Genomic DNA, 24260 nt, shown 5'->3' with positions numbered 1-24260 from the left:
GACGAATTTTAGCCATTGATTGTAATACATTCATTATTTTTTATCCCACCAGAGTTTGGAACCGCCATTATCCTGACCGCCCAGTAAATTAACACCTGTAATAACGCCTACGGCATTGTTCGTATATTCTGATTGTGGATAACGAATACGGCGCACTTGTTTATCCGTATTAATGGTACTACCACTATTATTAGTTACAACCGGGAGCAGCCTTGGGTAGCCTGTTCTCCTAAATTCAGCCCATGCTTCAGGGCCGTCCGGATACATAGCTATCCATTTCTGAGTGATGATCCGTTCCTGGTTTGTTTCAAAGCTGGCACTGCTATTCCAGGCAATCGTTATAGTACCTGGTGCAGCGGTACTGAAATCTGAGCCGGCGGCATTGTCAGTAAAGGCAGCTGGCGTGCTTGTTGCATCTGCGATATAATTTGTCGCACTGCCAGCGTTGTTTTCCGCAAAAGAGGTCTCAATACCCTGTTCATAAAGAGACTGTGCAGATCCTCCCATATTCCAGCCCCAAAGTGCCCCTTCCGCGCGTAAAAACCAGGATTCTGCAGCCGTCATCCACACAATACTCGTACTTTGATCTACGTTCAGGTTGGAAATATCATTGCCTACATACTTAGACCAAACTGAAGTCTGTATGCCAAGCCGCACGCCATGATATTTACCGTCTGTAACCGCAGGAACAAAATAGGCTGATAAACGGGGGTCTTTATACCCATTCAGATAAGCATCCATTGATGCGCTCATGCGCGCTTCACCCGCATTAAAATTATAGGCGATATCGTAAAGCGGATGATGGTATGTTAAATTGGATGTATGCTGCAATGCTGCGCGGTCAGTTACTTCAGAAATAAGCCCCATCTGGTGATTCACTGATTTCTCAGCTTCTGTTTTGGCGAGTGCAGGATTAACATATACAATACGCATAGCCAGGCGCAGGCGGAGTGTATTGGCAAATTTGATCCACTTTGTAACATTACCGCTATAGATATAATCATATCTTTTAAAAATGGTGGCGCCTGGATTACCGTTTGCATAGTTTGTCAGCACTGTGATAGAAGAATCTAACTCAGTCAGAAACTTTGTATATACATCTTCCAGTGAATTATAATCATTCTGCAGTGAACCACTTCCGTAATTAAGATAAGGAATAGGACCATAAGCATCTGCTACGCGATGCATACCCTCCACTTTCACGATGGTGGCAAGTGCTGACACTTCCTCAAGACCATCTGCATCCGCCGCTGTCACGATGGATTGCCAGGCAGGCATAATACCCGAAAAACCAGCAGTAAATGTTTTTTCAATCCAGCCAGTAATGAAATAGTAGGATCCATTATGGATGCCGTTATACCAGGTACCGGTAGGCGCGTAATAACCGGCGTAAATATCCGAGGTAAGCCCCTGGCCAACTTGGTAGTCACTGCTCAGATTCTTACCGTCGTCAAAGATCACTACATTCCTTTCCATCTGCGTAAAGAATGCGCCTGTTTTTAAATTATCGTAAGAGAGCATATCCTCTGTCGCTTCATGCTGATTGGTGTTATAATCTTCAAAAGATTTCGTGCAGGAATTTAGCATGATCAGCAAAGCTCCTGCTACAGGTATGATGCTGTTTCGGAGAAAGGTCTTATGTTTTATCATAGCTACCATTGAATTAAAAGTGTTAAAAATGAACTTTTAAGGAAAAACCAATACTACGGAGGCTTGGCAGCATAAAGTAATCTACGCCCTGGTAATAGGTACCAGTATTAGCTGTTACTTCCGGGTCGTAAGGCGCCTTGTTGTAAAGGAAGAATAAGTTACGACCTACCAGAGAGAGATTCGCTCCATTGACCCAGGATTTCCATTTTCTCAGTGGCAGGTCATATCCTACGGTGAGTTCACTTAACCGTACGTTGGTGGCACTATAGGTGTACATAGAGCCAATTCCTCCTGTTACGTTTCCAATGGTGGTATAATAATCCTTTGCAGGGATACGCTTTCCATTTACCAATGCTCCGCCAGCATCTCGCGCACCTGCAGATGCTTTTGATACGCCAAATGCATCCAGTATGGCCTGGGTATTAGATACCACAATGCCACCAACCCTGGCTGAGAAGAGGACATTCAGAGAAATGCCTTTCCAGTTAAATTGGTTGCCCCAGCTGAGGTTGTATTTTGGACTCGCGTTCCCGGCGTAAATAAATGTATTAGACGCCGCTACAACTGTCTGTGATGTGGGATCAACGTAAATCGCGCCATGTTCGTCTGTTCTCAGTGTATTGACGTAAATGTCTCCCATTGAGCCTCCTTCTTTCAGCATCATCTTATAACTGCCTGTTCCCCCCATATCAAATTCAGTCAATGAAATCACCTCTCCTGTTTTGGGGTTCTCCCAGCCATCAAGCAGGCGCACAATTTTATTCCGGTTTAGTGAATAGGTGACGTAAGAATTCCAACCCACACTACCTATTTTTTCATTTAACCTGGCTGAAACTTCTATACCCTTATTCTCAACACGGCCGGCATTGACAATTACACTTGTATAACCGGAAGAAGCTGACAGCGTTGGCTCAAAGAACTGGTTATAGGTATTGGATTTATAGACAGTTGCGTCCAACTTTAACTTGTTTTTGAAGAAGGAGAAGTTCATACCGGCTTCCCATGATTTGGTCCGTTCAGGTTGCAGATTCGTATTGGGCATACGGGTCTGGGTCTGCGGATAACCGCTGGTAACGATATAGGTTGGGATAGTCAGGAAAACATTCGGTTCATTACCTACTTCTGAATAAGACATCCTTACTTTCCAGTATGGCATCAGATCAGACCCGATTCCCAAAATATCGGTAAGAATACCAGACAAACCTACTGACGGGTAAAAGAATGATTTAATGCTTGAATTGGCCAGTGTAGACGACCAGTCATTACGGCTGGTAAGATCCAGATAGACCATCCCTTTGTACCCTAACTGTGTGCTGGCGAATATAGATTGCTTCTGTTTGTGATACCCGGTTTGTGATGCTTCAGAAGTAGAAACATTTACATTGGAATATGTAAATAAATTCGGAACTCCCTGCAATTTGCCACCATACAGATCCTGATCAAACTGAACATCTTCGATATTCGCACCAACGTTCGCTGTAAGCCCAAACATCTGATGATGGAAATATTTATTAATATTCACCAGAAATTCTCCGTAGATCTGCCGGGTGGCTTGTTCATTCAGTGAATAATAGCCGTTATCTGAAGCAAAGAGCGTATTCGTAGAAGCAGCAAACTTTTTCTCATAACGGTCACTGCTCTTATCCATTTTGGCACGACCGGAAAGATTGATCCAGTCCGCCAGTTTGTAGTTCAGGGAAGCGTTAGTCATGTAACGATCCTTATGATTGATGAAGTTATCCCGCTCTGTGATCCAGTAAGGATTTTGCATGGATAAACCCTCATCCCCGTAAGGCCAGAACTGCACCTTAAAATTGCGGGATGCATCATAACGTTCAAACACCTGGACTTTGGAGAAATCATCTCCCGGAGGAAAAAGATACGCTTCTACCAGTGGATTAAAATACTGCCCCTGAGATATCATGTTCTGCTCTTTGACGATACTGTTCATGAATCCAAGATCCAGCGTCAGTTTATCATCCAGGAAAGTAGAAGTATTCCGCACAGAGAAATTATAGCGCGTGTAATCATTGTTATGAACAATACCCGTTGCATTCACATTACCTGCTGACAGGTAAGTCTGATTTTTATCCGAACCCGTAGAAAGACTCACTGAATTGGAAAAATTTATACCTGTCTGGAAAAAATCCTTAGGTTTATAAGAAGAGGGAGTTGTGAGCTTGTCTCCCCAGCTGTTATAACTACCCTGTTCAGACGGCCCGTAGGTATTCTGAAAATGGGGTAATATGAGCGGTGAGGAATAAGTAGTGCTATTAGTCAGATCAAGAGACGTTTTCTTCTTCTGTCCCTTTTTTGTTGTGACCAGCACCACACCATTTGCTGCAGAACTACCATATAAGGCAGCTGCCGCCGGACCGGCTAATACGGAAATGCTCTCAATATCATCCGGGTTTAAATTTGAAACACCATCCCCGGTTTGTCCGGCTCCTTCAAATACACCGGAAGGCTGTTGGCTGGCAAGGTTCATCATAGGTATGCCATCAATCACATACAAGGCGTTATTATTACCGTTGATGGATTTCAGTCCGCGCATAACCACACGGGAAGAACCACCTACGCCAGCTGAGGAGCTGTTAATGGTGACGCCTGCAACTTTACCATTCAGGTTATTGACGAAATTGGCATCGTTTACTTTAAATGCATCCGCACCGGTCAACTGCTGTACATTATAAGAAAGTGATTTGGATTCCTTCTTAATACCGAGCGCAGTTACTACTACCTCATTCATGCCAACGGATCCATCTTTCATAACTGCATCCACTTTTGCTCTGTCGGTTACAGGAAGTTCCTGTTTTTGCATGCCTACATACGAAAACACCAGTACAGCATTGTCAGGAACGTTTGATAAAGCATAATTTCCTGTCGGATCAGTAACAACACCTTTTGCAGTTCCCTTGACAGACACAGACACGCCAATTATAGGATTTCCATGGGCATCTGTTACCCTGCCCGCTATTTTTTTGCCGGGTTCAGGTCCATTATTATATTCTGGGGAGAGCACTATTTGCTTGTTAATAATGCGATAACTGATGTTCACTTTAGCAAAAAGCAGGTCCAGCACATCTTTAATGGAAGCATTCTCAACTTTGATTTCGGTCTTTTTCGTAACGTCTATTATCTGCCTGTTATACATGAAAACGTAGCTACTCTGTTTTTCAATCAGTGTTAATACGTCTTCTAATGCGGCATTTTTAACATTCAGGGTCAATCGTGTTGCCTGCGAGAAACCAGATACGGCCGTTAGCTCAAGGCCAAAGAGCAATAACAAAAAGACAGTTGGCTTTATAAGACGTAACATCTTAGCATAACAAACCCTTTCGGATTTACTGATCCTATCAATTTTTTTCATACTTTTGAAGTAGGTAATTTTTTACAATCAATTAAGTTTCAATTCGTGTAAGTGCAGGCAATGTTAGCGCATTACCTGCATTTCGTTTTTTTACATACGCAGTTGTTTTTTAGAGTTTAAGATTCCTTTGCTTATTCAGGTATATGTGGACTTGTCCTGTTACATAAGATCCGTTTTCCATAAATCGCCCTTTTATATATTCACATTTTATAGGAGCAGAAAATTCCAGTAACTGCAGGATCTGCTCCAGATTTTCATACTGGAAAGTGGCATTATAGCGATAGCTGCCCAGCGATGGGTCTTTCATATCAATAGATACGTTGTACTCTCTTTGCAGTATTCTAAGGATCGCATCAATAGGTGTATTTCTGAATATAAATTTCCCATCCCGCCAGCAAACGAAACGATCGGGTTGCTCGTCTTTAATGGCAAGGGTTTTCTTCGTTTTATCGAAGTATGAAACCTGGTCCGGCTTCAAAAACTGTTCCCCTTCATCTGTTTTTAGAGATACTTTTCCTTCTATTAATGCAACTGTGACCAGGTTTTCATTAACATATGCATTTACATTAAAAGAGGTACCATACACTTTTACTTCCGGGCCGGCATTTTCTACTATAAAAGGAACCTTACCTTTCTGGACTTTAAAGAATCCTTCTCCGTCTAAATGCACTCTTCGTTCGTTATTCTGGAATAATGCCGGGTAGCTTAGCCGCGAACCTGCATTCAGCCATACTTTACTCCCATCCGGCAGATCAACCTCCGCTCTTGTTCCCATGGGGGCCTGTACAGACACCATCTGATTATTCAAATGATCTGAAATGTGTGCATAGGCAGATTTGATCCGGCTATTATCAATAGTCAACCACACTGTATAACTCAGTAAGCCTAATATTAAACATGCGGCAGCAGCCTTCATCCAGATAAAGAAGCTTCTTCTTTGTGTCAGATTTTCCTTTTCCTTAATGCGGTTATCAACCTGGCTCCATAGATAGCGGATTTCTTCGTCGCTTATCTCCGGTTCCCGCATCGTAAGATCCTGGACCATGGCCAATGCCTCATCAAAAGTGCCGGCATCCTCCGGATGGTATATTTTCCAATTATTCCAGTAGTTTTCATCTTCTACCACCCTACCTCTTGCCCATTGTATAAAGCGTAGATCGGCAATTAATTGCTGAAATAATTCCTGATTGAAAAAATCCATGTCCTAATCTGTTTATAACAAAGAGTAGGAGAAATCATTTTATACTCACTTCAGTGAAAAAAAAATTTAAAAATTAAGAGAGGGATATTTGTGGGTTATAATAATTCTGTGGTTAACATTTCTGGGTGGTCATATTGCTCCGGATCTTCTGGAGTGCCCGAAAGAGCAAATTGCGAACAGACTGTAGGTTCATGCGCATGATCTGTGCAATATCCTCAAATTCCATTTCCCGGTTAAATCTTAATAAGATGACTTCCCGCTGCCTGTCAGTTAGTTTTTGAAGGCTCTGACCCAGCAGCAGCCTTTTGCTGGAATCATTTTCTTTCTGCATTATAAAATCTTCCATTGAAAAATCAAACGGCTCAACACCCATTAATTCAGCCCGGTCTTCAACTTTTAGCTTTTTTATATGCTGCAGTAGCTCATGCCGAAGTGATACAAACAAGTATGCCCTGATATTATTGACTTTGATGAGTTTTTCCTTTCTCGACCAGATATCTACGAAAATGTCCTGGATAGTATCACGCACAACTTCTTCCATGGGTATAAGTTTCACCCCATAATAGAAAAGCTCTCCGTAAAGCTTACGGAAAATTTCGCCCAAAGCGATATACTCTCCCTCCTGAAACCGCTTCCAAGCGGAATCTACCAGGTAATATTTACCCTTGGATATATCCATTTTGTATTAGACAATCTAAATTAAAAGCCCTGCTGTGGCTTTCGTTTCTCATATGATAACGTTATAAAATTCTTTTGAAAGGATACATTTCAGCATGGCGTGCCCATGCTCAGATTATGATGTCTTAACTTCTTTAGCTTTTTCATTTCCTGGAATCCGTAAATTAAACTCTCCCCCTTTCACCCTCTATGATGTGAACCACTTGCAATGCCGGGCGATGCAAATGATAGCCATATCTGTTATGATTATTATATTTTATGATGATTGGTTGTCAAATATAGATTTTCATTTTAACGTTGGCATATTTCAGGTATAATCATTACTGCTGACAGTAAGCAATTCTATTCCAATTTATAAAAGTAAAAAATAAAAATTATAAAAATATCAAATTATTTTTCCCAAGGAGGGTTGTTGTATTTTTCCTACAAATAGTAAAAGAGAGGAATTGCTGCTGGCTATTTTGATTTCTTTTCCCTTACCAAATTCCTAATAATGAACATATCCATTTTACCGTTAATCCTGTTACCTCAGTTAACCAGTTACGCTCAAACCAACAAATAGAAATACGACAGATATTTAGGAATCTGGTCGGCACCGTACAATTGACCAGCGAAACACACCCTGGATTTTACAGAGTTTTTTCATTCCGCAGTGTCAATAATTCACTGATTTTAACGCATTCTACCACTATTATTGACAGATAATTGATACACAAAATTTGTGGTACTTCTCCATCAATCTCCGACCCGAAGGTTGTAGTTAAAAATCAACCTCCCCACTTTATTCCGACTGACGACTACCTGCCACCTACCTGGTAAATACCGGGATCTATATTATTATACTGGCAGTTTAATGACGGCAAATTTGTCAGTACTGACAACAGTGTTTAAAAAATCAGGGGAAATTTCTTTCTTGCTCTTATTCTCACATTTTCTCCTTTTTGTCAATACAACTTCACTAATGCCTGGTAAACATCTACCACCCTGTGACACGGCATATACATTAATTATTGTTCCCATTAACCAAAAATTAATTGAGGTCAAGAAAAGTCAGGTAATAATAGAGCAACAGTCAAATAGCTTAGCTATGCTTAAATACGTGGGCGTTGGAGAAAAAGGCAGGAATATTTCATAAAAAAGGATTGTCACAAACAAAAAAAAGGACCTCTTATTCAGAAGTCCTTTTTTCAAAAAGGTGGGTGGATGATGGGGTTCGAACCCACGACCCCTAGAACCACAATCTAGTGCTCTAACCAACTGAGCTACAACCACCGTTTGAATTGGGATTGCAAAGATAAGTAAAACAATTCTCTACTTCCAAATATTTTTAGAACTTTTTTTCCCTCACACACCTAATCCTCACCTTTCATCATTTTCCATTCCCTATTCCCCCCCACTACTAATATATTTGTTACGGTCTCAACTTTCTTTCCATGCGGTATTCCCTGTTAATAATAACAGCGGTCCTGGCCACCTGTTATGTTTCTGTAGTAGCCCAAACCACTAACAAGCTGACCGGCAAAGCTATAGACGCCAACACCGGTAAGCCCGTTGAATATGCTTCCGTAGTCATCCTACAGGAAAAAGATTCTTCCGTGCTCACAGGTATGTACACCCAACCAGATGGAACTTTCAGCTTCAATTCGCTGCAAACCGGCCACTACATACTCCGTATCTCCTTCATGGGTTACGACCACCTCTATAAAAACATTACGACCAATAAACCGTTGGGCACCCTAAAGCTCACCCCCACCGGCAAAGTCCTCGCTACCGTCGAAATCAAATCCGAAAAACCCGCATTCTCTATGCAGATCGACAGACAGGTATTCGACGCCGGCGCTTTCGTAACCGCCGAAGGAGGTACAGGCACTGATATTCTAAAAAACATTCCCAGCGTGGACGTGGATATAGACGATAACGTTACCCTCCGTGGCAAAAGCGTCACCATCTATGTAGACGGCAAACCCTCCCCCTTTGGAGATGCTAAAACGGCCCTGCAAATGATTCCCGCAGAGACGATCGACAGAGTTGAAGTAATCAACAACCCCTCTGCCAAATTCGACGCCAATGGCGGTGGCGGTATCATCAATATCGTGCTGAAAAAAGATAAAGCTATCGGCTACAATGTCATGTTCAACGCCGGCATAGCGACAAGAGGACAAGTTAACGGAACGGCAAACGCCAGCTTAAGATTGAAGAAATTCAACTTCTTTGGTAACTACAATGGCCGCTATGAATCGACCACCGGCTCCGGATATAGCTACCGCCAGAACCTGATCGCCGATACTTCCGGCTCCTGGTTCTTTACACAGGATAGCCATAATAAGAACACCAGTCACCAAAACGGCGGCCGTATTGGACTCGACTATTACCTCGGTGAGTATAATACTTTCACCCTCTCCGAAGGCTTTAGCAGTAGCGGCGGTAATAGCGAAGACAACATTTTGCTCGATTACCTCAACCAGGTCAAAGACCCCGTCAAATCAGGTGAAAGACATAATACCAGCAGGAATAAAAATCCCAACAATAACACTGCATTCAATTTTCGCCACACTACCAGCAGGCAGAACGAAGAGTGGACTGCCTACGTGAGCTATAGCAACAACAAAGGCAATAGCAACAGTAACTACTTCACAAAGTATAACACTGCCACCAATCCCGATCTGCAGGCGAATACCGGCCGCTCTCAAAATAAGTTCTGGAACATCCAGACAGACTATACCACCCCATTCGGGAAAAAAGGTAAATTCGAAACAGGAGGTAAAGTCACGCTACGGAATAACAACAACGACTATAACGCACAGGTCTACAACTGGGACTCTATGGAATACCAGACCAGCAGCCTGCTTTCCAATACCTATTATTATAAGGAAGACATTTACGGTGCCTACGTCAATGTATCCAACGCCATCGGCAACCTCGGTTACATGGTCGGCACCCGCGTAGAACAGGCTTATCTCAATGGCTACTCATACACCAAGGATACTTCTGTGAATAATAAATTCTTCAACGTATTTCCCAGTGTATTCCTGAAATACAACCTGCCACATAACCAGGACCAAAGCCTGATCTTCAACTATTCTACCCGCATAGACAGGCCGAATTTTGACCAGCTACTCCCCTACGTGAACAACTCCGACCCGCAGAACATCCGCGTGGGTAACCCGGCTTTACGCCCATCCCTGACCCATAAGTTCGAAATGAACTACTCAAGATATTACCCAGGTTCAAAAGATTTCCTGAATACCGGGGTATACTATTCCCAGGCCAATGACGACATTGACCGCATCAGTGTGTTGGATACCACTACCGGTATCACCACGACCAAACCTATGAACCTGGCGACTGACAAAGACTGGGGAGCTAACTTTACCTACAACCTTCACATCCTCAAAGGCTGGAATGTATCCAGTAACCTGAACCTGGAATACAGCAAACTGACCGGCGCCGCCATCAGCAACGAATATTTCTCCTGGGGTATCAATGTGAACTCAAATTGCCGCCTGCCCGGCCGTTTTAATATACAAATGAACGCACACTACCGGTCACCCCGCGTACAGCCACAGGGTACCTTCAAGGCAATGAACGGTATTGACATGGGGGTGCGGAAAGAAATGCTGAAGAACAATGCACTGGCCATCTCTCTCAATATCTCCGATATATTAAATACACAACAATATAGCTCCCACTACGAAACTGACGCCTTTATACAGGACTACAGCCGTAAGAGGATGACCCGTTTTATCAGGTTGAACATCCGTTACCGTTTTGGAAAGATGGATCCAAACTTATTCAAAAGAAAGAAGAAACAGGAAGATCTGGAAGAAACGCCGGAAATTGAGGACAAAAAGCCACAAAACGAAAGGTTATAACCCCCTTCATCAGGCTTTTTTCCCTGCCAGCATCGGTACAAACGAGAAATTGTCAAACATCTCCTGCTCATAATCTGACTCACTTACCTTGGTAATGCGCAACATACGTTGCACTTCCTGTCCGCCGACAGGAATCACCATTTTGCCACCGATCTTCATTTGCTGCAACAGGCGCTCCGGGATCTGGGGGGCCGCTGCGGTGACAAGTACCTTGTCAAAAGGTGCATAGGTAGGTAGACCTTCATACCCATCTCCATAAAAGAACCGGAGATTAGGATACTTTGCTTTAAAAGGAAACAGCTTTACCTGGTCAAAGAGACGTTTCTGACGCTCAATAGTGAAGACCATCGCCTTCAGTTCTGCCAGTACACAGGCCTGGTAAGCACTACCGGTGCCTATTTCCAGTACCTTTTCAAATGGCTTTACCTCCAGCAACTGTGTCTGGTAGGCCACTGTATAAGGCTGGGAAATAGTCTGCCCCTCCCCGATGGGGAACGCCCTATCCTCATAAGCAATGCTTTCGAATGCCGTATCCAGGAAATAATGCCGGGGAATGTTGTTGATAGCTGCTAAAACGCTTTGGTCTGTTATGCCCTTTTGCAGGATAGTATCTACCAGCTGCTTGCGTAATCCTTTTTGTTTATAGGAGTCTTCGTACCGCCTCATGCACACAAAAATAGGCAATACCCCCCACTTTCAATAACCTATGGGAATTTCTATTTATCCCCATTACAGTTGAATATGGTGCAATAATTGCATATCCTTCCATCTGGCGCCAAATTGTAGCGCCAAATTGTAGCGCCATATTTCAGGATTTTAGCTTTAATTTACAATCTTGTTTCTGACACAATTTTCAGACAAACCCAATTTTTTTATGGATAATGTAATCGAAAGTAAGGTATCACAATGGCTGAACGGCCAGTTTGATGCGGAGACGGTATCCGCTATCAAAAAATTGCAGCAGGAAAACCCCGATGAACTGGCTGATTCCTTTTACCGTAACCTTGAATTTGGCACGGGCGGTCTACGCGGTATCATGGGCGTAGGTACCAACCGTATGAACAAATACACAGTGGGTATGGCTACTCAGGGTTTTGCCAACTACCTGAAACAGGCTTTCACGGATGAAATCAAAATCGCGATTGCACACGACAGTCGCAACAACAGTCGTTTCTTTGCCGAAGTGGCTGCCAATGTTATGGCTGCAAATGGTATCAAAGTATACCTTTTCGAAAGTCTCCGCCCTACTCCGGAGCTCTCGTTCACCATCCGTCATCTCAAATGCAAAGGTGGTATCGTACTGACAGCGTCGCATAATCCTAAAGAATATAACGGCTATAAAGCATATTGGGACGATGGCGCCCAGCTCATTCCGCCTCACGACAAGAACGTGATCCGCGAAGTAGAGAAAATCGCCAATGTGGAAGATGTGAAATGGTCAGGTGGTGAAGCAAATATCCATCCGATCAGCACTGAAATAGACGAAGCTTACATGCAGATGCTAAAAGGCCTGAGCATTCAGCCTGAAGCAATTGCGGCACAGAAAGACCTTAAAATTGTATATACGCCTATCCATGGTACTGGTATCACCCTGGTGCCTGAGACGCTGAAACGCTTTGGTTTTACCAATGTACATGTGGTAGAAGAACAGGCGACTCCGAATGGCAACTTCCCAACCGTGGTATATCCAAACCCGGAAGAATCTGAAGCCATGAGCATTGGTCTGAAGAAGGCAAAGGAACTGGATGCCGCTATCCTGCTGGGTACCGATCCGGATTCTGACCGCGTAGGTATTGCTGTGAAGGACCTGAAAGGGGAATGGATCCTCCTGAATGGTAACCAGACCGCCGTACTGCTCTTCAATTATATTATAGAAGGCCGTCGTGCAAAAGGATTGGCAGGTGCAACGGATTACGTATGTAAAACCGTGGTAACCTCCGACCTGATCGACGTATTTGCTGCCAAAAACAATGTAAACTGTTACAATGTACTCACTGGTTTTAAATGGATCGCTGAACTGATCCGTACCAAGGAAGGAAAAGAACAGTTCATTTGTGGTGGTGAAGAGTCTTATGGCTACATGATCGGTGACAATGTGCGTGACAAAGACGCGATTGCTTCCGTAGCCCTGATTTGTGAAATGGCTGCCGTAGCTGCGGGCCAGGGTCGTACCCTTTACCAACAGCTGATTGACATCTATATAAAATATGGTTATTACAAGGAAAACCTGATCTCTATCACCAAGAAAGGGATGAAAGGTGCGGACGAAATTGCTGATATGATGAAAGGGTACCGCGAAAATCCACCTGCTACGATTGCTGGTGTGCCGGTAGTAACTACTTACGATTACCAGCTGCAACAGGTGAAAAACCTGAAGACCGGTGAGATGAAAGCTATCACCCTGCCTAAGTCGAATGTGCTGCAGTTTGTGCTTGAAGACGGTAGTAAGATTTCTGCCCGTCCTTCTGGTACAGAGCCGAAGATCAAGTTCTATTTTAGCGTGAACCAGAAACTGGAAAGCGCGGAAGGATTTGAGGCGGCTACGCAGGCACTGGATGCAAAGATCCAGCAGATCATTCAGGATATGAAACTGAAATAAAAAGGAGGTTCTGTCATAAATAAAACCTCTGAGAATCGAATAAATAGAAACCTGGCTTCATTAGGTATCTGAACAAAAAGAGCGTGTATCTTCTGATACACGCTCCTTTTTTTATAGTCTATATTATTATTGTAAGTAAGCAGACTGAATCACCTCTCCTGCTACGTCTACCATTACCATCTCCTGGAGTGTTGTAGATAAAGAATAACCCACAAAATCCACTGACAGCGGGAAAGATTTATGTTTACGGTCTACCAGTACAGCCGTCTGGATCTTTTTTGGCAGGAATTCCAGTAACGGTTTCAGGGCGTATAGCATTGTTCTGCCTGAATTGGCGACATCGTCTATCAGTACTACTACTTTTCCATTGAAATCCAATGATTCAGAGAGATGCACCTTGTCAGGATGTTGTTTATCCAGTTTTAGTTCAATGAGTTTTATTTGGATGGGAGAGATCTCTTTCAGGATAGCCGCGATTTTTTTGGCGAGAATTGTGCCCCGGTCCCAGATACCAGCCAGTATGATGTGCTGTTCTTCACTGTTATGCTCATATATTTCGTAAGCAATACGTTTGATTTTTTTATCGATTATATCCTGGGTGAGGATTACATTCTTTGATTCCATGTCAAAATTAATTGAAGGGATAAAAGTAGGGATTTTTTAGGTATGGTGGAGGGATAGTGGAGCTATAGTGCTATTAGTTCACCAAATGGGCACTAAAAGGGCATTAGAAGGTCACTTCAATATCCGGGGGATAATGAGGTGAGCTTGTGGTGATGGGTTAGTGAGGTATTAGTGGCGAAGGAGGGTTAAAGAAGAGGCGAAGGAGGGTTGGTGGAAGGAGGGTTGAAGGAGCGTTTAAGGAGTGTCGAGGGAGAGGCTAAGGAGTGGGGGAATTGTTGGAGGAGTGTTGGAGAATTGCCGGGGACGTGCCCATTGGGTAGCGGGTTAGCAAGATGTTAGTGCCGGCATTCTGCACTTATAGTATTATAGTTGCGTTAATATTCTATGCCTTTTTCCCTTATATTGCAATAGTCAAATCTGATTTGAAGTATGCATATAATTCAGGAAATCCTGTTTGTATTTGCCTTTGCCATTGCTGTGTACCTCTTTTACCGCAAAGCCAGGCAGATCAGGCTTAATATTTTGCTTGGAAGAGATGTGTCATTGAATGATCGCCCCGATCTACGTTGGAAAAATGTACTTCTCCTTGCCTTTGGGCAGAAAAAAATGTTCCGCAACCCGTTGGTAGCTGTGCTACACTTCTTTGTGTATGCTGGTTTTCTGATCATTAATGTGGAGATACTTGAAATTATCCTGGATGGGATATTTGGTACTCACCGGTTATTTATGCCGCTGTTAGGGTCATTATATCCAATATTGATAGGGTGTTTTGAGGTACTGGCGGTATTGGTACTCAGTGGTTGTGCGATCTTCCTGGTCAGGCGTAACATTGTGCATGTGCGCCGGCTGGCGATGCATGAACTGGATGGCTGGCCAAAGTCAGACGCGAATTATATCCTGGTAACGGAAATTGTGCTGATGGTGTTGTTTCTCACCATGAATACGGCGGACCAGGCATTGCATCCGGAGGTGGGACCATTTTTAGTATCCGGGGCTTTCAGGGGGTCTTTTGAGGGGTTGTCTCCTGTTTCGCTGGAGGCGATTGAACGCACCTGCTGGTGGCTGCATATATTGGGAATTCTGGCGTTTTTGAATTACCTGCCTTATTCCAAGCACCTGCATATAATACTGGCATTTCCGAATGCTTACTTTAGTGACCTGCGTCCAAAAGGGAAGATGGAGAACATGCCAGCGGTACAGAAAGAGGTGACCCTTATGCTCCAGCCTGAGCTGGCTGCGGCAGAACCTGCGCCGGCAGAAATGCCGAAGTTCGGGGCGAAAGATGTACCTGACCTGACATGGAAGAATATTCTGGATGCGTATAGTTGTACAGAATGTGGGCGGTGTACAGCTGCTTGTCCGGCGAACCTGACGGGGAAGAAATTGTCTCCCCGCAAGATCATGATGGATACCCGTGACCGTGCGGAGGAAATAGGGAAGGTAGGGAATACGGAAGGTAAAACACTGCTACGTGATTATATCAGCGAAGAAGAGCTAAGGGCTTGTACCAGTTGTAATGCCTGTGTACAGGAATGCCCGGTCAGCATCAATCCTTTGCACATTATTCTACAACTGCGCCGCCACCTGGTGATGGAAGAATCCAGTGCGCCACAGGAGTGGAATATGATGTTTAGTAATATAGAAAATAACATGGCCCCCTGGAAGTTTAGTCCTGATGACAGGGATAAATGGGCGGTTGAAATGAATGCATAAACTGATAATTCCATGCAAATAAAAACGATGGCAGAATATTTCGCCAGTGGCGAATCGCCGGAGATTCTTTTCTGGGTAGGATGTGCGGGGAGTTTTGATCAGCGTGCACAAAAGATTACGAAGGCGTTTGCAACGATCCTGACGAAAATTGGGGTGCGGTTTGCGATATTGGGGAAAGAGGAAAGTTGTACGGGAGATCCGGCGAGGAGAGCGGGGAATGAGTTTATATTCCAGATGATGGCACAGAATAATATTATGGTGCTGAATAATTATGGGGTACAAAAGATAGTAACGACCTGTCCTCATTGTTTTAATACATTGAAGAATGAGTATCCGGAGTTGGGAGGAAATTACGAGGTGTTGCATCATGCTTCGTATTTGCAGCAGCTGATAGATGCGGGAAAGATCCGGTTGAAGGAAGGTGGGGCTTTTAAGGGTAGGAAGATTACCTACCATGATTCCTGTTATTTAGGGAGGGCGAATGAGATCTATGAGGCGCCAAGGAAGGTATTGGAGGCGTTGGATGCAGAGTTGGTGGAGATGAAAAGGTGTAGGAGTAATGGGTTGTGTTGCGGGGCAGGTGGGGCGCAGATGTTTAAGGAGGAGGAGAAGGGGAACACGAGGATTAATTTTGAGAGAGGGAAAGAGGCGGTGGAGACGGGAGCGGCTGTGATTGCTGCGAATTGTCCTTTTTGTATGACGATGCTGACGGATGGGGTGAAGGAGCAGGGGAAGGAGGAATCTGTAAAAGTATTGGATATTGCGGAGCTGATAGCTCAGCAATTGGAATAGTAGGGATTTATATATTTAAAATAAAACCCGGCTTTACCAGCATTTTGTCTTTAGTAAAGACTCAATAGCTACTGGATTCCGAAGTATAGCTGCTGGATTCGTATTGATGCTAATCTTCGGACCCTTTGGAAAGACTGATTTTCGTCAGTTTATGGAATCAGGAATTTCGTAAATTTGCGATATGGATATTCGACAAATACTACCAACTGACTTTAACCCTGCCTCGAGGGTTTGGATATATCAAAGCAACCGTCCTTTTTCTGAAAAAGAGCAAGCGGAGATTGCTGAACAACTGGATCAGTTCACCGCTCACTGGCAGGCACATGGGGCTCCTGTGAAAGGTTGGGCGAAGCTGCTGTTTGAACAGGCTATCCTGGTCATTGCAGATGAAACAGATACACACGTAAGTGGTTGCAGCACTGATAGCTCAGTAAGAGTGATCAAGAGCATAGAACGCCAGTACGAAGTGAACCTTTTCGACCGCCTGTTGCTGGGTTTTGTACTAAAAGACAAGCTGCAATTGCTGCCGATGATGCAGGTCCCTTATGCACTGGAAAAAGGGTATATAGATGAAAATACTATCTACCTGAATAATACGGTGCTGACTTTAAAGGAATTAGAAGAAAACTGGCTTCAGCCATTAAAGAATAGCTGGCTGGCAAAGAAATTTGCTATTGCACAGTAAGTGAATACAAAACGGGCAGTTTCACCAGCTGCCCATTTTATTTGTTATGAATGTTCTTGAAATAGATGTAGATATCATCTGTCCTGCTTGTTCCCGCAAAGCTTTGTTAAGTGCCAGCTGTGAGATCACAGGTTATATGTTCAGACCCAAAAAGATTATTGGCAAAGCTTCCTGTATACATTGCGGATATAGTCATCCTAAACTGACGGTTGTAAATGCGGACTTTTACTATCAGTTTCCGGTTGGAGACAGGATGTTTTATGCGAGGAATAAAGAGAATCTGAGGGAGTTGTTGCGCTTTTTTAAAGAGGGGAAGAAGTGGGATAATGAGTTGTGTTTTGATTTTCCTGCAACGTTTTATGTGCATAAGGATGAGATTGTGAAAAAGATAGAAAGCCTTTTGTAAAATATTATTACATTTGAAATAGAAGCGGGAATAGCTCAGTTGGTAGAGCATTAGTTTCCCAAACTAAAGGCCGCGGGTTCGAGTCCCGTTTCCCGCTCAAATTGAATCCCTCACTTATGCTGGCAGATACCATGTGCTGATTCTCCAACCCAATAATATCAAAATTACTCACTTAAGAAAAGACTCGCTTTTTGCTACAGCTTTTATGCTTTAGCTATTTTAGATGTACTTTAAACTCATGAAAATCAAGCAACTTCATATCCAAAACTATAAATCTCTTGTAGATTTCAAATTAGAAAATCTACCTGCTTTTGCGGCAGTCGTTGGACCAAATGCCAGCGGTAAGAGTAATATTTTTGAAGCGCTTGAGTTTACAAATTATGTCTGCAGATTTCCATTTGAAGCTACTTCGTTTTTTGGGGGACTAAAAAACATTTATTCTTATCAGGCAACGCCAGGCAAAAAAATGAGTTTTTATTACAAATTTGACAATGATATAAACATAAATTTCAGCCTGGGAATCACTCCGCAAAGGAACCTTGATGGCTTTGAGGACGTTTATAGTATTGGTCAAGAGCCGATATTGGATTTAGGAAAAGAAGAGAATCCGTTTCTTTTTTTGGATATAAGAGACAAAAACAAACGAGATAATTTTCTTGAAGTAGTAAGACAAAAACATCTAACATACAATAATGAATTTGAAATATTCATTGACAACTTTTCAAGACTACTTGTTGGTAAAACCTTCCTTAACAGGAGCTTTCAGTTACAATCAAGACTTCACACGAATGCATCAAATCTGTCCCAAATTCTGGCACAAATCCTTGATAGCGAAAAAAAGGATGATTTTTTTGAATGGCTACGAATACTAATTCCTGAATTCAGAGACATTGAAATCAGGAAATCTAATATTGATGGTAGTTCTGAATTCTTCTTGTATGAAATGACTTCAACCAGACCATTTTCCAGACACTTAATATCTGACGGTACTTTCAATATACTTTCGTTAATGGCAGCTGTATTTCAGAATGAAAATCCCCAGTTTTTATGTATTGAGGAACCGGAATATGGGCTTCACCCACAAGCCATTGAATTATTGGTGAATTTTTTAAGAGAAAAAAGCGAAGAAAAAGGACACCATATCTTACTTAATACACACTCCCAAACACTCGTAAGATGTCTGGAACCACATGAAATTATACTCGTAAATAAAGTAAATGGAGCGACTATTGCCAAACAACTCACTGCAGATAATGCTGTGAACATCAAAACTGATGAAGCATGGCTTTCTAATGCTTTTGGAGGGGGTGTTTTATGATCAATGTTGGCTTTATGTTGAAGGGTTTACTGAAAACTTCCTGCTCAAATCTTCTGACACTAATATCCCATTGAAGGAAGCATCTTTTGAGATTTATTACGAGAGAAAAGGGGGAAGACTGGATAATAATAAATACAAGCGATATTTTGAAATACAAGGGAATTATTAAAATTACTGTTTAGCCATGCGTCAATTATTAGCCGGAATATTATTTTTAGTGACTGCTTGTAGTACCCAACCATCTGTCACGGCCTCAAGCAATACGCATGATTCTGCTACAACACAGATAACATTCTCCGGCGATTCCGGTTATCTGACTATGGAAGAAATATTCCCCTTTGTTCTGCAAAATAAAATAATTGATACAACAAACAGCGAAGGCCGCTGGGCAAATATTACCGCCCGGGATACCATAGGAAAATACTATAGATATAAAGATGGTTATATCGCCTGCATTGTGAATGTCAACCCTCCTTTTGAATCACTTATTCTATTCCAGACAAACGCTAATGGCAAGGTTGAAAACATCCAACCCTATTATCATGGAAACTATTGCAATTGCTGGAATGGTGAATTTGGTTTTGGTAAAATAAAGGATTGTTTTTATTTACGGATTTGTGGTACGGGTACAGCGTTTACGTCAAGTACATTATATATATTCAGAGAATTGACTAAGCAATCAGAAGGACAGGGTATTTATGAATATATATGGAGAGGTTCAAGTACAGAGCCAGATGGATATAAAATAATGGAGCTATCATCATTAGAGCTGGATAATAATAAAATCCATGCTTCATATGTAGAAACAAAAGGTAATAGAGGAAACAAAGCATCTAAGAAACAAACCGGGCACTTTGCAATAAATTACACCCTTACAAATGAAGCATGGATCCCGGATGATTGTATCACCCTTGATTCACATGTCATGAACTACAATTAATTCAGAGACGCAGCATACAGCTCCGCTGCCTTCATCCTCAACTCCCACAACTCCTCACCCGGCATATAAGCATAGTGCAACAACGCCAGCACATACGCCACCTTTGCATTCAGTACATTCCCACTCCTGATATCTTCCTGCCAGTTCCTGCCTTCTGCCTGGTATGCTGCACGCATTCTTTTAAACAACGTATCACACATTTCATCCGGCAACCATTCTGCCAAGGCATAAACACCGGTGAGACTACCAATCAATTCTCTCTCCTCGTTCTCCGCCTGCGTACTGGTACCATAATAAAAAAACAGGTACACTGTAAATGCACCCAACGCTAACGCCAGTATCAGGTAAAATGTAGTCTGATCCATCATCCAAAAAAGAGACGCCAATGCCGTTACCGCCAACATCCACATACGGCCATAACCAGCCTTTAAACTGGTACTGTTTTGTTTCAGATAGATGCCCTTCCGGGTGCCCCAACCCGATTCGGTGACCAGTAATGAATCTCCCTCTACCGGGAACAGCGGCATAAAACAAAAATGAAAAAACTTAGTCTGGATCTCCTGGTTATTGTAGCTCTTCACGCCACCAAGAAACTTCGTTCCAAAAACAAAAAACATAGGTATAGGTATTAGGATTTTAACAATAGCTCTATATGTGCATATAGCTCCGCAGCTATATGTCTCAACTCCTGACTTTCGATGCTGTAATTAGCTCTTCACATCACCAGGAAACTTCCTTCCAAATACAAAAACATAGGTATTAGGATTTTAACAATAGCTCTTTACATGCATGTAACAATGCTATTGGACCACCAAATACATAAAATTTACTCTGGATCTGTTGCGATTTGAACTTCCTGACACCACCCATAAATACAGTACCGATCAGCATAGGGTTATAGGGTTTTTTAGGATTAATTTGTATTGTCCGCTTATTTCGGGTGTAATATTAATAATTTTTATTAAGTAATATATAAAAATAGGGAGAGAGGGCATTTTAAGCCCTCTCTCCCTATTATAAATTGCTGATCTTAAGCGATCGCCGGTGTCTTCGCTGCCCGCATTCTCACCACAGCTATCACTGCACATGTCAGGATCGCTGACATCAATACGTATCGCAGCGACATATCTCCCGACGTTGTCATTTTGCCCGTGGTTGACAATACATAACTCGAAAACGATGTCACCACATACACCATCCCTCCCATCAAACCACTCGCCAATCCTACATTCTGCGGGAACACCAGCATACTATGTGTGAAGAGATTTGTAAACAAAAACCCTGAGCAGATGTGGATCACAAATGCAAACATCACAAACCACCACAACTCATGCATCACAAACCCTGTTACAAACAACATCACTGTCAATATAAACTGCGTAAACCCAGCTACTATCAGCTTCCTGTTGAAATCAACATTTATCAGCCGCTTGCTTACGATCCCACCTACCATCCAGGAAAATCCTAATATCAGGGTACAATATCCAATCACTACTGAATTGAAATGGAAGCTATTTTCTATCACAAAAGGTCCTGCAATATTAAATACCATCACCACTGAATAACTCAAGCCTAAGATCACGATGCCCAGTAAGAATGTACTATTGCTCAACATATGCGCATAGTTATCGCGGATCTTTTTCAACTCAAGCGGCTTTCTGTGCACCAGCGTCTCTCCACTGAAACTCAATTCCAATACAAACATGATAAACGCGTAGATCGCAAGAAAGTAGAAGTTAGACTGCCAGTTCAGGTACTGCTGTAAGAATCCACCTAAAAACGGCGCTACAATAGGCCCTAATGACCACGTAATGGTGAGATAACTCAAATAATGCTTGCGCTCCTCCCCTTCGTACAAGTCTACAAAAAACGCGCGCTTGCCGACTATCACAAATGCCGTAGCCGTACCCTGCACGATGCGTAGAAAACAAATTAACGCTATACTGTGGGTAATACCTATTAATAATGAAGACAACACCAGCACACCCAGTGATATTACCGCCGGTCTGTACCTGCCGAGGCTATCCAGCAGACTGCCCACAAACATCTGGGAAATACCATAACTCATGAAAAAACAAGTCAGTGTAAGCTGGATCTTATCTGCTGATACCCCCAGATCCTTTGCCATAGCAGGAAATGAAGGCAAATAAATGTCTGTAATAAATCCCGATAATGGGATGCAAATGAACGCTAAAATCGTCGCAAACCGCTTTCTGCTTGCCGAGGCACTTTGTAACATATCCTTAATTTGACAACAAAATTATAGCAGCTGGGAGGATCTGCTGTTAAGAGAATCAAAGCAATAATTGCAAAAATCAAATATGGACGATCCGGGTAGTCTGTCGATATTGTAATGGAGTAGTGCCCGTAGATTTCTTGAAAAAGTTATTAAAATGCGCCGGTTCTTCAAACCCAAGACAGTAGCCTACTTCTGAGATATCCCATTGCGTATTCAGCAATAACGTCTTGGCTTCTTCTAGGATCCGGTTCTTTATAATGGAGGTGGTCGTATTGCCTGTAATACTCTTGATTACATAATTCAAATGATTCACATGGACATTTAAAGCCCCGGCAAAGTCTGCCGCGGAGCGCATTGTCAATGGGTTTTCAGGTGAATCCAGTGGGAACTGCTGGTGCAGCAATTCATCGAAGTTCCTGAGCAGGCGGGAAGAAGCAGAGAGTTCGCCGGATGAAAGACTGTCTGCAGGCTTATCTACCAGCAGCGCATGCATCATCAGGCACAGTAGGTTGCGGATCGCTTCGTACTTAAAGGCATATTCGCCATGCGCCATTTCCAGCATCTGCTCAAAGTAAATCTTCATCAATGCCAGTTGCTTATCATCCAGGAAGATGACGGGCTCCGCCCATGCCTTGAATAATGGAGAGCGTTTGAAGATATCAAACTGGTAATGTTCATTGAAGAATTCCTGGTTAAAAAGGCAGTAATAGCCATCCTGATCTTCCGAAATACTGGTCCAGGAATAAGGTACGGAAGGACAGGGAATCAATAATGCCGGACGGTCTACCAGAATCGAATTGCCCCCGTAGTTGATTTCGCCGACACCGAGGATGAGGGTGATCTTGTAGAAGTCCCGTCTGTTATAAGGGGTCTTGAAATTACAGTGCTTGCGTACGTTGACATTAAAATGAGATTTCCCTTTTCCTACATCTGTAGTACTGAAGGGGAATTGTATAAATGACCGTTCCCGGTAAAAATCTCCTAATGTCTCCAATTGCTCGCTCATGATACAAAGGTAAAAAAAAAGAGCGTGCACTTCAAAGTAAGATACACGCTCTATTATTTCGGAGACTTTATGCTGTTCTAAGGAGTTGCAATTAAGTTAACTTCCTGATTGCGCCAGTGGCACAGTAGCCATCGGTACTATCACTGCATTGTTATATCCACCTTCAAAATGGGAGTAATCCAGTTGCTTTGTATACCCGAGTACACGTCTCAGCAGGGCCTTTCTGCACCATCTTTTCCAGGTCGCCGCTTTTCGTTTTACAATCACTTTCAGCGTGTTGCTCTTCTGCACATCTATCAATCCTTCATTCAGCAACTTGATATGATCATAAAAGATATCATCGCGGGTGATACGGATCAGGCCATTGCAGGCCATATAACTATACATACGCTTCTCAAACAGTTCTCCTGCATAGTAAGGATACTTTTCAGAACCGTAGTTATAGCAATTATAGATATCTCCCTGCAACCTTTCGGCTTCTACCAGGAAACACTGGTCAGAAAACCCGGTGGAGTGGATAAAATGATTAGCTGTTTTGATGATCTTCAGTTCTGCCTCATAGGTAAAATCCGTCCACATGGGGTTTGCTACGAAGATGTACCGGTTACGTTTCATCTCTTCAATAGCCTCCCATACCCATTTACCACCCGCTCCTTCCTGCATCATACAATCGCAGGTGAAGTAGAGTAAATATTGACCCTTACAGAAGTATGCCGCTGTAAGGGGACCTATACTATAGTAATATCCGTCGAAAAAATCGAGTTTGAAGCTTTCCCTGGTCATATTATACTTGTCCAGGATTGCATCCATATGATCTTCAGCAAAGTAATAGGCATCAATGACCTTGCGGTTCATTGCACTGATCGCATATTGTTCTACAGTAGCGCGGTCTTTTACATTGTTAATGATTAGAATTTTCTCATAAAACGTTAGTTCGCATCTATCTACCATTTGTTCCAGTCTATCTCCTTTCAATACTCTTTCCCAGTCATTTTCATAACAATTTGTGAAAAATGACACGGTTGATTGGCCTCCATTGTTTTCACTCATAGAACTCTTTAAATTGTCGTAGGTTGATAATTAGGTTAAGAATGTATCGTAATATACGTAAATATTATTATCTGTTTAACTACTTCTTAACAAACTCATGTACGCATATTTGCGAAA

General features: G+C 42.7%; 18 protein-coding genes and 2 tRNA genes. 9 read left to right on the top strand and 11 right to left on the bottom strand.

What is annotated here, in order from left to right:
- Nucleotides 1-33: 33 nt before the first annotated feature.
- From SIO70_RS15045 to SIO70_RS15025, 5 genes are all read right to left on the bottom strand, one after another.
- Nucleotides 34-1650 (bottom strand): RagB/SusD family nutrient uptake outer membrane protein, encoded by a 1617-nt coding sequence (locus SIO70_RS15045; RefSeq protein WP_320581679.1) that lies wholly within the window; start codon nt 1648-1650, stop codon nt 34-36.
- Between the two features lie 22 nt (nt 1651-1672).
- On the bottom strand, nt 1673-5020 hold the full coding sequence (locus SIO70_RS15040; RefSeq protein ID WP_320581678.1) for a SusC/RagA family TonB-linked outer membrane protein: 3348 nt from the start codon (nt 5018-5020) through the stop codon (nt 1673-1675).
- A gap of 109 nt (nt 5021-5129) precedes the next feature.
- Complete coding sequence (locus tag SIO70_RS15035; RefSeq protein ID WP_320581677.1) at nt 5130-6221, bottom strand: FecR family protein; 1092 nt, start codon at nt 6219-6221, stop codon at nt 5130-5132.
- A gap of 112 nt (nt 6222-6333) precedes the next feature.
- Complete coding sequence (locus SIO70_RS15030; RefSeq protein ID WP_320581676.1) at nt 6334-6900, bottom strand: RNA polymerase sigma factor; 567 nt, start codon at nt 6898-6900, stop codon at nt 6334-6336.
- 1197 nt (nt 6901-8097) lie between these two features.
- A tRNA-His gene (locus tag SIO70_RS15025) sits at nt 8098-8171 on the bottom strand.
- A 161-nt stretch (nt 8172-8332) separates the two neighbouring features.
- Between SIO70_RS15025 and SIO70_RS15020 the strand changes: the two genes are divergently transcribed.
- Nucleotides 8333-10771, top strand: a complete 2439-nt coding sequence (locus SIO70_RS15020; RefSeq protein ID WP_320581675.1) for an outer membrane beta-barrel protein — start codon at nt 8333-8335, stop codon at nt 10769-10771.
- A 9-nt stretch (nt 10772-10780) separates the two neighbouring features.
- Here the strand turns inward: SIO70_RS15020 and SIO70_RS15015 are convergent, their stop codons facing one another.
- A complete protein-coding gene (locus tag SIO70_RS15015; RefSeq protein WP_320581674.1) occupies nt 10781-11437 on the bottom strand; it encodes a protein-L-isoaspartate(D-aspartate) O-methyltransferase in 657 nt (218 codons plus the stop codon).
- Nucleotides 11438-11645: 208 nt separating this feature from the next.
- Between SIO70_RS15015 and SIO70_RS15010 the strand changes: the two genes are divergently transcribed.
- Nucleotides 11646-13370 (top strand): phospho-sugar mutase, encoded by a 1725-nt coding sequence (locus tag SIO70_RS15010; RefSeq protein ID WP_320581673.1) that lies wholly within the window; start codon nt 11646-11648, stop codon nt 13368-13370.
- A gap of 126 nt (nt 13371-13496) precedes the next feature.
- Here SIO70_RS15010 and SIO70_RS15005 read toward each other — a convergent pair whose 3' ends face one another.
- Nucleotides 13497-13994, bottom strand: coding sequence for a phosphoribosyltransferase family protein (locus SIO70_RS15005; protein ID WP_320581672.1), 498 nt, complete (start codon nt 13992-13994; stop codon nt 13497-13499).
- Nucleotides 13995-14423: 429 nt separating this feature from the next.
- On the opposite strand from SIO70_RS15005, the gene SIO70_RS15000 reads away from it, so the two are divergent.
- The 7 genes from SIO70_RS15000 (at nt 14424) to SIO70_RS14970 (ending at nt 19848) form a co-directional block, all read left to right on the top strand.
- On the top strand, nt 14424-15707 hold the full coding sequence (locus tag SIO70_RS15000; RefSeq protein WP_320581671.1) for a (Fe-S)-binding protein: 1284 nt from the start codon (nt 14424-14426) through the stop codon (nt 15705-15707).
- A 12-nt stretch (nt 15708-15719) separates the two neighbouring features.
- A complete protein-coding gene (locus tag SIO70_RS14995; protein ID WP_320581670.1) occupies nt 15720-16499 on the top strand; it encodes a (Fe-S)-binding protein in 780 nt (259 codons plus the stop codon).
- A gap of 181 nt (nt 16500-16680) precedes the next feature.
- Entirely contained in the window at nt 16681-17184 is a 504-nt protein-coding gene (locus tag SIO70_RS14990) for a hypothetical protein (protein ID WP_083722487.1), read from the top strand.
- 46 nt (nt 17185-17230) lie between these two features.
- The gene (locus SIO70_RS14985) at nt 17231-17590 is read left to right on the top strand and encodes a hypothetical protein (protein WP_320581669.1); all 360 of its coding nucleotides are present in this window, start codon (nt 17231-17233) and stop codon (nt 17588-17590) included.
- Between the two features lie 24 nt (nt 17591-17614).
- A tRNA-Gly gene (locus tag SIO70_RS14980) sits at nt 17615-17687 on the top strand.
- A 141-nt stretch (nt 17688-17828) separates the two neighbouring features.
- Entirely contained in the window at nt 17829-18908 is a 1080-nt protein-coding gene (locus SIO70_RS14975) for an ATP-binding protein (protein WP_320581668.1), read from the top strand.
- A gap of 319 nt (nt 18909-19227) precedes the next feature.
- Nucleotides 19228-19848: a hypothetical protein gene (locus SIO70_RS14970; protein WP_320581667.1), complete on the top strand. Its 621-nt coding sequence runs from the start codon at nt 19228-19230 to the stop codon at nt 19846-19848.
- Here the strand turns inward: SIO70_RS14970 and SIO70_RS14965 are convergent.
- From SIO70_RS14965 to SIO70_RS14950, 4 genes are all read right to left on the bottom strand, one after another.
- Nucleotides 19845-20465: a hypothetical protein gene (locus SIO70_RS14965; RefSeq protein ID WP_320581666.1), complete on the bottom strand. Its 621-nt coding sequence runs from the start codon at nt 20463-20465 to the stop codon at nt 19845-19847. The genes SIO70_RS14970 and SIO70_RS14965 overlap by 4 nt on opposite strands.
- A 413-nt stretch (nt 20466-20878) precedes the next feature.
- Complete coding sequence (locus SIO70_RS14960) at nt 20879-21976, bottom strand: MFS transporter (protein WP_320581665.1); 1098 nt, start codon at nt 21974-21976, stop codon at nt 20879-20881.
- A 187-nt stretch (nt 21977-22163) separates the two neighbouring features.
- A complete protein-coding gene (locus SIO70_RS14955) occupies nt 22164-23093 on the bottom strand; it encodes an AraC family transcriptional regulator (protein ID WP_320581664.1) in 930 nt (309 codons plus the stop codon).
- A 96-nt stretch (nt 23094-23189) separates the two neighbouring features.
- Complete coding sequence (locus tag SIO70_RS14950) at nt 23190-24143, bottom strand: hypothetical protein (RefSeq protein WP_320581663.1); 954 nt, start codon at nt 24141-24143, stop codon at nt 23190-23192.
- Nucleotides 24144-24260 lie beyond the last annotated feature (117 nt).

The sequence above is a fragment of the Chitinophaga sancti genome, assembly GCF_034087045.1.
Lineage (GTDB): Bacteria > Bacteroidota > Bacteroidia > Chitinophagales > Chitinophagaceae > Chitinophaga > Chitinophaga sancti_B.
Note: the sequence above shows the minus strand (reverse complement) of the source record. Positions and strands in the feature narration are given on the sequence as shown.